The 13,432-nt window shown below is 34.7% G+C and carries 10 protein-coding genes; 6 read left to right on the top strand and 4 right to left on the bottom strand.

Annotated features, from left to right (window positions below; translation table 11 throughout):
* Positions 1-44: 44 nt before the first annotated feature.
* Entirely contained in the window at positions 45-1,568 is a 1,524-nt protein-coding gene (locus tag F6P99_RS00400) for a sulfatase-like hydrolase/transferase (protein WP_152285467.1), read from the top strand.
* 5 nt (positions 1,569-1,573) lie between these two features.
* Complete coding sequence (locus F6P99_RS00395) at positions 1,574-2,974, top strand: sulfatase-like hydrolase/transferase (RefSeq protein ID WP_152285466.1); 1,401 nt, start codon at positions 1,574-1,576, stop codon at positions 2,972-2,974.
* Positions 2,975-3,044: 70 nt separating this feature from the next.
* Here the strand turns inward: F6P99_RS00395 and F6P99_RS00390 are convergent, their stop codons facing one another.
* Positions 3,045-4,049 (bottom strand): carbohydrate-binding protein, encoded by a 1,005-nt coding sequence (locus F6P99_RS00390; RefSeq protein ID WP_152285465.1) that lies wholly within the window; start codon positions 4,047-4,049, stop codon positions 3,045-3,047.
* Between the two features lie 189 nt (positions 4,050-4,238).
* On the opposite strand from F6P99_RS00390, the gene F6P99_RS00385 reads away from it, so the two are divergent.
* Genes F6P99_RS00385 through F6P99_RS00370 form a run of 4 tightly spaced genes read left to right on the top strand, consistent with a single transcriptional unit; the run spans position 4,239 to position 8,564 of the window.
* Complete coding sequence (locus F6P99_RS00385; protein WP_152285464.1) at positions 4,239-4,925, top strand: hypothetical protein; 687 nt, start codon at positions 4,239-4,241, stop codon at positions 4,923-4,925.
* A gap of 7 nt (positions 4,926-4,932) precedes the next feature.
* Positions 4,933-5,931: a Kelch repeat-containing protein gene (locus F6P99_RS00380; RefSeq protein ID WP_152285463.1), complete on the top strand. Its 999-nt coding sequence runs from the start codon at positions 4,933-4,935 to the stop codon at positions 5,929-5,931.
* A 7-nt stretch (positions 5,932-5,938) separates the two neighbouring features.
* Positions 5,939-7,762 carry an arylsulfatase gene (locus F6P99_RS00375; protein ID WP_152285462.1) on the top strand — a complete coding sequence of 608 codons (1,824 nt, stop codon included), beginning with the start codon at positions 5,939-5,941 and terminating at the stop codon, positions 7,760-7,762.
* 25 nt (positions 7,763-7,787) lie between these two features.
* Positions 7,788-8,564: a hypothetical protein gene (locus F6P99_RS00370; RefSeq protein ID WP_152285461.1), complete on the top strand. Its 777-nt coding sequence runs from the start codon at positions 7,788-7,790 to the stop codon at positions 8,562-8,564.
* A gap of 74 nt (positions 8,565-8,638) precedes the next feature.
* Here the strand turns inward: F6P99_RS00370 and F6P99_RS00365 are convergent, their stop codons facing one another.
* From F6P99_RS00365 to F6P99_RS00355, 3 genes are all read right to left on the bottom strand, one after another.
* A complete protein-coding gene (locus F6P99_RS00365) occupies positions 8,639-11,554 on the bottom strand; it encodes a glycoside hydrolase family 2 protein (RefSeq protein WP_226912978.1) in 2,916 nt (971 codons plus the stop codon).
* A gap of 2 nt (positions 11,555-11,556) precedes the next feature.
* Positions 11,557-12,435, bottom strand: coding sequence for a family 16 glycosylhydrolase (locus F6P99_RS00360; RefSeq protein WP_152285460.1), 879 nt, complete (start codon positions 12,433-12,435; stop codon positions 11,557-11,559).
* A gap of 107 nt (positions 12,436-12,542) precedes the next feature.
* On the bottom strand, positions 12,543-13,394 hold the full coding sequence (locus tag F6P99_RS00355; RefSeq protein ID WP_152285459.1) for an AraC family transcriptional regulator: 852 nt from the start codon (positions 13,392-13,394) through the stop codon (positions 12,543-12,545).
* Positions 13,395-13,432 lie beyond the last annotated feature (38 nt).

Here is a 13,432-nt window from a genome sequence, read left to right as displayed (position 1 = left end):
GTAGCTTTGCTCATTTTTTTTAACAAAATAATTTAACGAATATTATGAAAAGAAAAATAATGTTATTTGTAACAATTGCAGCATTGATAGGTTGCAAGAAACAAAGTACTCATGTTGAAGTAAACAATAAGCCCAACATAGTTTTTGTTTTTACAGACGACCAAACATATTCATCGATTCATGCTTTGGGGAATACCCAAATTATTACACCTACTATGGATTCATTTGTTGAAAGCGGTACGACATTTACACATGCTTACAATATGGGTTCATGGAGTGGGGCTGTTTGTGCAGCTTCAAGAGCGATGATGAATTCCGGAAGATTTGTTTGGAGAGCAAATGAATTCCGTCAGAAATGGAAAAAAAATGATGCTGCTGCGATAGAAATGTCTTGGGGTAAAATCATGGAAAAAGCGGGGTATGATACTTATATGACAGGAAAGTGGCATGTAGATGTAAAGCCAGAGAAAGTATTCCAAAATGTGGTACATGAGCGACCAGGAATGCCTAAAGATACTTGGGATCATTTCGCAATGGTTGAGAAGTTTGATAAAAATCCATCGTTAAAAGTAAAAGGATCTGAAGTTGTCATGCCTGTTGGGTATAATAGACCTAAGGATAAAAATGACAATTCTTGGAATCCAACTGAACAAAAATTTGGTGGGTTTTGGCAAGGAGGAATGCATTGGAGTGAAGTATTACGTGATGATGCAATATCGTTTATAGAAACAGCTACCAATAAAGAGAAACCCTTTTTTATGTATTTGGCTTTTAATGCGCCGCATGATCCTAGGCAAGCACCACAAGAATACCAAGATTTGTATGATGTTGAAAAGATAGAACTTCCGAAAAGTTATTTGTCAGAATATCCATATCGACATGCGATTGCAAATAGCAACGATTTAAGAGATGAGGCTTTAGCTCCGTTTCCAAGAACAGAATTTGCAATCAAAACACATATCAAAGAATATTATGCAAGTATTACACATGTTGATGCACAAATTGGAAAAATAATAAGTGCATTAAAAGAGGTTGGTGAACTAGAAAATACATATATAATTTTCACGGCTGATCATGGTTTAGCGATGGGAAGACATGGTTTGTTGGGAAAACAGAATTTATTTGACCATAGCATTCGCCCTCCAATGATTATCATGGGGCCAGATATCCCAAAGAACAAAAAAGTCGATGCTGACGTGTATTTACAAGATGTTATGGCTACAGCAATCGATATTTCGGGTACAGAAAAACCGAGTTTTGTTGAGTTTAATAGTTTTTTAGATTTAGCAAGAGGAAAGAAAAAAGAGAGTCATTACGATGCGATTTACGGGGCTTATTTGAATGTGCAAAGGATGATTCGAAAAGATGGTTATAAGCTTTTAGTTTATCCAGAAATTCATAAAGTTTTGTTGTTTGATTTAGAAAATGATCCTGAGGAGATGAATGATTTAGCAACAGATCTTGCGCAGAAAGACCGCATAAATACAATGTTTCAAGATTTGATGAAACTTCAAGAAAAAATGGATGATCCTTTGAGTCTTGAGGAAACCTATAAAACTATATTATAAAAATCATGAACAAGTTGATAACGTTTTTTTTGTTGACATCGCTTTTGTCGAGTTGTACAGGTAAAGAATCTAAAAGTATAAAAACAGTAGAAAATCCGAATATTATTATTGTGCTAACAGACGATCAAGGTTGGGCTGATGTAGGTTTTAACGGAGGAACTGATATTCCTACACCAAACCTAGATGCTATAGCGGCCGAAGGGGTTGTGTTTTCGAATGGATATGTATCACACCCTTATTGTAGTCCTTCTAGAGCTGGTTTACTTACTGGGAGGTTTCAAGCTCGTTTCGGTCATGATTGTAACATGCCTTATAATACAGAAAATGACGATACAGTAGGTACACCTCTATCAGAAGTAATGATCTCTGAAGCGTTGAAGTCAAAAGGATATAGAACAAGTGCAATAGGTAAATGGCATGTTGGGGATCATCCTAATTTATATCCTCCGAAACAGGGCTTCGATCATTGGTTTGGCTTTCCCGGAGGTGGAATGAATTATTGGGGGAGATCAAAAGATGCCATTCATACTGTCTATCGAAATGGAGTAAAGGTCGATGAAAATGAATTGACTTATTTAACTGATGATTTTACGGATGAAGCAATTCAATTTATAAACGGTAAAAGTGAAAAACCGTTTTTCATGTATTTGGCATACAACGCTCCACATGCACCGAATCATGCGACAAAAAAATATTTAGAACAAACCAAGCATATTGAATATGGAGGAAGAAGTATTTATGGAGCCATGGTAAATGCGGTTGATCATAATATCGGAAGAATTGATTCTACCTTAATTGCTAATGGGCAAAAGGAAAACACAATTTTTGTGTTTTTAAGTGATAATGGAGGAAGGAAAGATGTAGCTGATAACAGACCCAATAGAGGGTTTAAAGGTATGCTGTTTGAAGGAGGGATAAAAGTTCCGTTTTTTATCCGATGGCCGAATGGAATTAAAAAACAACAAAATTATGACGAAATTATCAGTTCGTTAGATTTGTATCCTACTTTTTTAGATGCAATAGGAGAAGATTTAAGTAATTATCCAAAATTGGATGGTGTGAGTTTGTTGCCATATATTCAAACCAAATCTAATAAAAAGCCTCATGATTTGCTTTTTTGGAGATCTGTTGGAGGTTATGAATATGCGGTTCGAAAAGGAGATTATAAGCTTTACAAAAATGCATCGAAAGAAAAAACTTTCTTGTTTGATTTGAAACATGATGCGTACGAGCGAAATGATATTTCTGAAGAAAATCCCTTAATTGTTGCTGAACTAGAAAAAGAATATGCAAATTGGGATAAAAATAATATCGCACCAGGTTGGATAGATCCACATATTCCAAACTGTATCAAAGATCAGAAACGATGGCAGTTAGAAAGAAATAGATCTACAAAAGAGAAATAATGATTTATAAATAGTGCAAAAAAAACTCTTACACATTATGTGTAAGAGTTTTATATTTTTTATAAGTTGTTTATTCACATATTTCACTCAACGGATAATCTTCGGCAATAGGTGCATCTAAACTTTCTTTATAGATAACAAACTTATCTATTGCGTGGTGCATAGATCTTGCTGCAATTAACATTGTGTAAACTCCAGGAGTTTCTATGTCAATAAATACTTCGTGCCCTTGATTGTCACTAGTATTAGATTGCCATTTCCATGTGTTTGTAGGTCCGTTTTTGTAGATTTTTAAATAGCCATTTGCGCTGTTTCCTTCTGGTGTAGGTTCTAATCCAACACCTGCTGGGTATACAATTTCTCCATTTTGTTTTTTACCGTAAAAATCTCCGGTAAGCGCTAAATCTGGAAAGCTCAGCCAAGAATCATTGTGTTCAGTACCATTGTTTCCAAAGGCAGCATTTGAATTCCATAAGAATTTGTACGTTCCTGTAGTTTTTATTCTCAATTTGTATTCAATAATACCATCGTTCGGGGTAGTAAAGTTGTTTGCTCCTTCCCAAATTAAATAACCATCTCCAGAAAATCCTTCTTGTGTGCTAGCTAAAGTCCATCCATTTAGGTTTGTTGCACTTTCAGCTTCAATCACAATTCTACCAATTGCTTCATTGTACATTCCTGTTGTACAAGGCTCATTGATAATTGCTTCTTCAGTTGTTGCTTGACTGGTTGGTCCATAAATCACTTCTCCGTTTGCGGTTGTTACAAATGGACGTAAATAATAGGTCGTATTGTCGTAGAGTTCTTCAATAGTTTGATTGTAGAAGGTTTTAGAAAAGCTAAATTTTGATCCATCTACGGTAGGACTTGTGTTTTTTCCATACACAATCCCTTTCATTTTTATTTCTCCGCTGCAAAGGTCTGCCACAATTCCTCCTTTTAAATTTATAGATCCAGTTCCAATTTCAGAGATCTCGATATCTCCGAAAGTAGGTTCAGATTCACAGAAAGAATTATCATTTTCTTTACAATTGGCTAATAGCACAGCTAATGCCACAAATAGAATTTTTTTCATAATTTACATTTGATTAAGTTTATATAACTTTTAAAGTTATACGATTTTGTTTCCACGTACTTATTGAGATGTTTGAATAGTTAATACATATGTTTTTTACATTAAAACCATATGTTATCTTATATAATATATGTGTGCTACTCCTTTTTGAACTCAATAATTAGCTTTGCTTCATAAAAAATAAATCATATGAATGTATTTAAATCGATAGTCATTTTTCTAGTATTACTACTATCTGCTTCATGCTCAAAAGAGGATCCTGCTCCAACTCCTTCACCTGAACCAGCAGTTTTAGTTTATCCGGTTAATAATGAGTCATGTGAACCAGGAACAATTGAGAGTGATAGTAGAGCTACAGTTTTGTTTGATTGGCAACGTTCAGAAAACACATCAGGATATAGAATACATATTAAGAACTTAACTTCTGGAGTAGAGTTTTCAGAAGCTGCACCGATAGATAGTAGAGAAATTACGCTAGACCGAGAAACATCTTATTCTTGGTATGTGGTTTCTCATTCGAATGCAACTGAAGAAACTGCTAAGAGTGAAACTTGGAATTTTTATTTGTCTGGTGTTGGTACGGAAAATCATGTACCGTTTCCTGCAAATTTAATAAGTCCAGAACACGAAGAAAGTGTATCAGGGATATCAGTTGTTCTTTCTTGGTCAGGAAGTGATCTTGATAATGATATTAAAAATTATGATGTTTATTTAGATGAGTCTACTGATCCTATCACCAAAGTAGGAGATGCAATCACAAATAGTTCATTTACTGCTACAATTTCTTCAGGAAAAACATATTATTGGAAAGTGGTTACGAGAGATGAAGTAGGTAACACTGCAACATCAAATACTCAATCGTTTACCGTAAACTAATGATTCAATGCAAAGAAGTTTAGTTTTTTTAGTATTGATAGGAGTTTCTATCTGTTTATCTGCTTGTAAAACAAGACAAAATACTATAAGTGAGGTTGAAAATAAAAAATGGGAATACGTAATAACTTCTGATGGTTCGCATCCTATAAAAAGGCATGAAGCTGCTTTTGTAGTTGTAGGAGATAAATTTTATTTGCTTGGAGGACGTGGAATTCGAAACGTTAGTGTATATGATACAAATACTAATAGTTGGTCAACAGGTAAAAAACCTCCGTTGGAGTTCCATCACTTTCAACCGATAGTATATCAAAACAATATTTATGTTATTGGAGCTATGACCGGTCAGTACCCAAACGAAACACCTGTTCCAAACATATATTACTACAATACAAGTTTAGATATTTGGGTAAAGGATAAGGAAATACCTTTTGAAAGAAGAAGAGGTTCTACAGGGAATTCAATAAAAGACGGAGTGGTTTATATTGCTTGTGGTATTGTAAATGGGCATAAAAGCGGGCATCAAAATTGGTTCGATTCCTATGAATTAAATAACAAAGAATGGACTGTTTTACCAAATGCACCTAGGGCTAGAGATCATTTTCAAACGGCCGAATTAAATGGTAAGATTTATGCAGTAGGAGGAAGACTTTCTAAAGCACCGAACGCAACGTTCACCGAGACTATTTCTGAAGTGGATGTCTACAATATTGAAAAAAAAGAATGGAGCACATTGAGCGATGATCTTCCGACCGAAAGAGCAGGGTCCATTACCATCGCATATCATAATGATATCTTAGTAATTGGTGGGGAGTCGGGTACTCAAAATACAGCTCATAATGAGGTAGAAGGTTTGAATACATTAACTGAAAAATGGCATACTTATCCTTCACTGATCCAAGGAAGGCATGGAACTGGGGCATTTCTTTTTAAGGGAAGTATGTATATCGCATCTGGTTGCGGAAATAGAGGAGGTTCGCCCGAATTAACAACAATGGAGAAATATTAATAATTATATGAAATTAATCAATTTTACACTACTATTATTCATCATAGCAACGGTTAGTTGTTCTAGACAAAACATTCGAAATAATACTTCAGAAGCGAAACCCAATGTTGTTTTGGTAATCACAGATGATCAAGGATATGGAGATTTGGGAGCGCATGGGAATACGATTATTCAAACTCCAAATTTAGATGCCTTTCATGCCGAAAGTTACCATCTAACTGATTTTCATGTCGGGCCAACCTGTGCTCCAACTAGATCAGCTTTGATGACCGGTAGAGATGCAAATAGTACGGGTGTATGGCATACTATAGGTGGCTGGTCATTGCTAAGAGAAGATGAAAAAACGATGGCAGATATGTTTAGCGAGGCTGGTTATGCTACAGGCGGATTTGGAAAGTGGCACATGGGAGATAATTATCCTTTTAGACCTGAGTATAGAGGTTTTCAACATACTGTGATGCATGGCGGGGGAGGCGTGCAACAAACCCCAGATTTTTGGAATAACACTTATTTTGATGATGTATATTTTAATAACGGAAAACCGGTTCAATATAAAGGCTATTGTACTGATGTGTTTTTTGATGAGGCAATTTCTTTTATCAAAGACAATAAAAACAAACCGTTTTTTTGTTACATAGCATCAAATGCTCCGCATGGTCCTTTTAATGTACCAGTTTCATATTACGACCTATATAAAGATTTAAGTGCTGATGTCTTGCAGGATACTCAAAAAAGATTTTACGGTATGATTACCAATGTCGATGAGAATTTTGGAAAATTGAGAAAGACTTTAAAAGAATTACAAGTTGCGGATAATACAATTTTGATATTTATGACCGACAATGGTACTGCAGCTGGTCAATATTATAATAAAAAAACAAAGAAGTCTACTGGGTTTAATGCAGGAATGAGAGGTCATAAGGGAAGTCAATATGAAGGTGGTCATAGAGTTCCTTTTTTTATACACTGGAAGAACGGAAATATCTATCAATCAACTGATATTAATGAGTTGACAGGTGTGGTTGATGTATTGCCTACATTGGCTGAGTTATGTGGGATTTCATTGCCTAAGAATCATAAAGAATTAGCAGGAGAGAGTATTGTACCAATGTTAAAAAATCCTGATACAACTAATGAGCGTATGCTTATTACCGACTCTCAAAGAATTCAAGTACCCGAAAAATGGAGAGGTTCTGCAGTAATGCAACAAAAATGGCGCTTGATAGATGGTAAAGAATTGTACAATTTAGAAAAAGACAAAGGGCAGCGAAACAACCTGGCTGATAAGTTTCCAGAAAAGGTAACTGAAATGCGTTCTTTTTATGAAAAATGGTGGAAAAAAGTATCTGTAGATTTTGAAAAAGAAATTTATTTTAAGGTAGGATTAGATATTGAAAATCCTATAGCGCTGACTTGTCATGACATACATGCTGCAAATGGAAATCAACCCTGGAATCAAATAGCTATTCGAAATGGAGACTTAGGAAAAGGGTATTGGTGTTTGGATATCAAAAAGAGTGGTAAGTATAAAGTTTCATTAAGAAGGTATCCTATAGAATCAGATTTAAATATCAATGCGACAATTCCTGCTATTACGAAAAAAGAATTACCTGGTTTGGATCGAGAGTTACCAATCGGAAAAAATCTTCAGTATTCAAAAGCTTCCGTGAAAATTGGTGAAATCTATAGAGAAGTATCGGTGTCTGATACAGATAAATCGGCAGATTTTATAATGGAATTACCTTCAGGGAAAACAAAAATGAATGCAAATTTTTATAAGGATGAACATCTTAAAAATGTTGCATATTATGTTTACATAGAAAAATTATAATTACTTTAGAGTAAAAGTAATTATAATGAAGAGAGTACACTTATTTGAATTTGAAGATCAAAAATGGTTTCCTGCTAGAATAAGAAACTATGGAACTGATTTTCTTCAATTCTTGTCCAATAAAACAAAAATGTATTCGCCAGTTATACCGATATTGCAAAAAGGTTTGAGTAAAAGTGATTCGAATCAAATAGTTGATTTAGGTTCTGGTGGAGGAGGAGGTCTGTTATGGTTAAATAAAGAATTGTGTAAAGTTATTCCAGAATTAAAAATTGTATTAACAGATTTTTATCCAAATCTTTCTGCCTTTGAATTAACGAAGAAGAAAGCAAGCAACTTTGAATATATCGAGGCATCTATGGATGCAAGGTCTGTTTCTAAAGATTTGAAAGGATTGAGAACGATGTTTTTATCATTCCATCACTTTAAACCTGTTGACGCAAAGAAAATATTGCAAAATGCAGTTGACGATAAAAGTCCAATAGCTGTTTTTGAAGGACAAGAGAGAAGTATACCAAGTATCATTGCGATGCTTTTTTCTCCATTAAGTGTTTTGCTCACTACACCTTTCATAAAACCATTTAAATTAGGAAGGATTATTTTTACTTATTTGATTCCGATTGTACCCGTTTTCGTTCTCTGGGATGGAATAGTTTCTTCCTTAAGAACATATTCTTTAAATGAAATGAGAACGCTTGTAAATGGTTTAGAAGGCAGTGAAACTTATGACTGGGAAATTGGAAGAGTCAAATCAGGACCCGGTGTTGTTTTGTATTTATTAGGAACTGAAAAAAAATCCTGAATTTTCTGAAACTATAAATTACTCAAAAAAAATCAGCCATTTGGCTGATTTTTTTAGTTTTTAGAAAAGTCCAATTACTTCCATTCACTTAGCTCTAAGGCATTGATCCAAATTCCTTTTCCTTCCTTTCCGTTGTAATTGATTGTGGTGTCAGAAGCGCCATCAGAAGTAAAGTATATTGTACTGGTTCCTGGTTGGTCCCATTGCATTTGCTTTCCTTCGGTTACTTTTGCTACAACTGGAGTATCAGAACTATTTTCTATGCGAACTTCAATTGACTTTTCGTAGGGTAGTTTATATGTGTTTAACGATTTAAGTTTGTCTTTGTTAGGGTCCATCAAATCAGAATTTGTTCTCGGTGCATGATGCCAAGCTTTTAACTTATAGTTTCCTTTCGGAAGGTTTTTTAGGACCAAGTTAACACCATTATCACTTACTCCAATTGCTCCATCTCCGTAGGCGAAACCATACTTTCCGATGACATTCATTTCGCCCAACCATTTTACAAAACCTTCGTCTGAAGCACTTCTTAATTCAATGCTAGTACCTTCAAAATCTTTGAAACTATAAGTGTTGTCGCTCGTATCGTTTCCATTCCAAAAATTCCAACCAAATTGTGTCAATTGATCTGCTGCTCCTAAATCAATTCTTTCATTCTTAAAGTCATAAATGATTTCAGAATTTGATGCAATGATATCATTGTTGTTAGCGATAGTGTTCACAGTAGCCTTTGCTGATTTTAGCCCTTTGGCTTTGGCGTAGACTGTGATTTTTCCTGATTTAGTACCAGCTTTTATTAGTGCAGGTGCAACACCGTATTCGGTAAACATAGGATTTGCATTTATTGCTGCATCATCACCAATAATGGTAGCATCTCCTCTTGTAGTAAACTTTATTTTTTTATCACTGTCACTTACTACATTACCCTGTCTATCTACAATAGTGGCATAGGCCATTAGAATATCTGAACCATCTGCAAGAAAGTCTCTACCTTCGGTATCTAGCTGTAATTTTATAGCATAGGCTTTACCGGGAGTACCTTTTGATGTTTCTAAACTTTCTCCATTTTCAAAGTAAGCTTTCGCTTTTAGTTTTCCTTTCACATATTTGATGTTTTCAAAAATGAAAGGAGGATGGTCTAATCCAACATAAGTTGTATCTGCACTTGGTTTATTTTTTGCGATTGATTTCCCATTTACAAATAGTTCAACTTCATTCGCATTGCTAAATACTGTAATTGCATCGATGTCATTTTTCCACTCTTCTTGAATTGCAACAAAAGGAGTCTCTAACAATTCAGATTTGTACCAATCTGCACTAGGTCGAGGCTGTCTAAAAATCGTCATCAAACCACTTCTGGTTCTATCTATTTTATTGTCAGCCTTGTCATGTGTAGGATGAAAAGTATAGTAGGCATGTGCTGTCCAAGAAATTAAACCTGTCATTAAAGGGTCTCTTTTGTAGGGAGCTACCGCAGCCGCTCCATGTCTACCTTCCATAGCAAACATAGGTTCTTGTCTGTCCCAAATAAATGGACCATATAACATATTCGCATTGATGTCAGTTAAACCAGAGGCTTGCCAACCTGTCCATCTAGCTCCTTGTGAAGCTGTAAGTCTAGTTGGGTCTTCTTGTTTGATTGTGTTGTGAACCCGGGGTACATATCCTCTGTGATTTACTCCGGCTCCCCACATTACTATTGACGGGTGATTTCTATGATTTCTAACCATAGTTCTTGCAGCAATATCTAGGTTGTTCCACCAAGCTTCTTTCTGTGAAATAGAGATCCAAGTTGGAGCTTCTTCATAGGCAAGGATTCCTAATTCATCACACGCATCCAACAACGCATCGTCTTGAGGGTAATGTGCTGTTCTGATAATATTGAAACCAAACTCTTTAAATTGTAGTACGTCTTTATAATGAAGTGAATTTGGAACAGCATCTCCGATATAAGGATATTGTTGATGTCTGTTGAAACCAATCAATTCAATTGGTTTTCCGTTTAAAATAAAACCACGAACTGGGTCAAGCTCAAATTTTCTAAGTCCGATTTTGTTTTCTACGAAGTCAATCTCTTTTCCATTGACAATTACCACACTATTTACTCTGTATAAGTAAGGGTTTTCCGTATCCCAAAATTGTACGTTGTCTTCAAGACTGCCGATTTGGTTGAATTGAAATTCTTGACCTGGTAAGATTTGTTGCTCGGTAACAAGTCGTCGAACCACAATGTGCTCTTTGTCTATAATTCGTGTAGCTAATGTAACGTTAATAGCCTTCGTGTTTTCGTTTTTTACAGCCGTTTTAATATTGATGGTTGCATTTTTGTTTATTGGATCAATCGTTGTTGTAGTAATGTTTACACCAGAGTTCAAAGTCTCCCAATTGAAGGTTATGTGCGTCGGATTGGTTTCGACTAAATAAACATCTCTATATAGACCACTGAATTTCACATAATCGAAAGGTCCTGGATCTGGTGGAACAATCTCATTTCTTCTATTGTCAACTAACAAAGTGATCTGGTTTTCTTCTCCTTTTTTTATGAAATTCGTGATGTCGAAGTGAAAAGGGGTGTACCCGCCTACCGCATTTTGTCCCACATGTTCTCCATTGATCCAGAGGTCTGTGACCTGATGTGCACCTTCAAACTCTATAAAGACTTTTTTTTGGGATTTTTGTACCGAAATGTTTTTTCGATACCAGCCCACATTTCTGTGGAATACCAATTGTGTCTTTTCATCGTTCAATCCATCTAAAGCAAGTGAAGTAAGTTTTAAGGTGTGGGGCACACTGATGTCTTTCCAATTAGAATCATCAAAATCTTTTTTGTAAAAAGATGCATCTGGGTCGCCTAAATGAAATTTCCAGTTTTGATTGAGACTTGTTTTGATTCTATCAGTATTAGGAAAACCATAAGGTAATTTTTGTGCAAAACTCTTACCAATGAGTAATAAGAGCAAGTATAGAAATAACGTGTTATTTTTCATCATAATTATTTTTTAGTTGTTTTTTGTTTCCAAGCTCTGAAATATTTTATATGGTATTCACCATCAAGTCTATTATCATCAGGTAAAGCCCCAAACCATTTGTTTGATTCGCAATTGATGTTGATTTCTAGAGGTTGATGCCAGTGTGTGTTTTTTGCTTCTCTAAATAATATTCCATCAATATAAAATCGAATAAACTCTGGTGTCCATTCTAATCCCCAAACATGATAGTCTTTTTGCAATTCTTTCGGGAAATAATATTTTTTTGGACGAGAAAAATGTTTTTTGACATCTCCTTGATCTTTAGGAGATCTAAATACATGGATGTTTGAATTTAAATCGTGTCTGTTGTAGACAAGTCCGGGTGCGTTTTCACAAATATCAATTTCTGTCCACCATTCAGGTGTTCCGTTTGCCATCCAAAACCCAGAAACCCAAGGAGCGTTCATTAACTTTAATTCAGCCTCAAAGTATCCATATAAAAATTTTTCTTTGCTAACTATAAACCCTGTTGTATGTGTGTAGTTATCAGGGATTTCTTTGTTACCATGCTGATTCACTCGAATTACAACTTCTCCTTTTTCTACACTTACGTTTGAAGTTTCGAAAAATGTTGGAGGTCTACCTTTCCATTTAGGATTGTAGGGAAACCATTTTTTTGTATTTATTTTATTTTTCTCGAATTCATCAGAAGCTTTTAATTTTTTCCATTTCCCTGTATTGTTTTGATCAGATAGTGGGTATTTCTTGTTTTTTCTAAATACTGCATTTTCTATTCGAACCGAGTCTACATAGTTTTTGGGAGGAATCGTTAAATCTTGAGCGTATAGATTTGATGCTAGGCTTGAAAACAAGATAGCGGTTATGATGTAAATATGTTTCATATTTATTTCTGTTTTTTGTTAAAGGATAAATGTATTCACTCGATACTATAGTGAACAAAACATATGGCTTTAATAACAGAACAAAATTAATAGTACCGCTATACGAACTACTGGTGTGGGTTTTTTCGAAAATGAAGAGGAGAACAGTTCATGAATTTTTGAAATTGTTTGTAGAAAAAAGGCAAACTTTCATAACCACAATCATAGGCAATCTGACTTACTTGTTTGTTGGTTTCAGTTAACGATTTACAAGCAAGGTTTATTCTATATTCATTGACAAATGTAAAGAATGATTTGTTGAATGTTTTTTTGAAAAAACGACAAAATGCTTCATCTGTCATGGCGACCAAACTAGAAACATCTTTTAGTTTGATCTTTTTGTCATAGTTATGTCTTACAAAATGGTAAACCGCTTCTATTCGATTATTCGCTTTTCTATTTAGAATTGGTGTAAAATTGGCAGACGATAATAGGTCGATGTCGTTTTCATGACTTAATAATTCTAATATTTGAATAAATCCAATAATTTTTTCAAATGGTGGTTTTGAAAGTAATTCAAGTAATTGACTAGAGTATTTTTTAGCAATTTCATTGGAAAAACGTACCCCTTGTTTTGCTTTGTCAAATAGTTTTTTTATCGAGGAAAATTCGCTTTTTAATATCCAGTCTGTCCCTAAAATATGTTGCTCCCACTGAAAAATAATGGATTGAACATTTTCTGATGTATCATCTGTGTTTTTCCAACAATGTGGAATGTCAGGACCAAGTAATACAAAATCACCCTCTTCGAATTTATGGATGCTATTTCCTACATAACGTATTCCTTTTCCTTTCACAATATAGGTTAGTTCATATTCTGGGTGGAAATGCCAAGGAGCAATAAAACGTTTGTTGTTGTAGATAAACGAGTTAAATGAATTATCAGCAGGAGAAGCTATTTTTTCAAATTGAGCCTTCATGAATGTTTTTTTACAAAAATACTCAATAATGATTTAAA

The organism is Flavicella marina (assembly GCF_009193215.1).
Taxonomy (GTDB): domain Bacteria; phylum Bacteroidota; class Bacteroidia; order Flavobacteriales; family Flavobacteriaceae; genus Flavicella; species Flavicella marina.
This window is presented reverse-complemented; position numbering and strand designations above follow the sequence as displayed.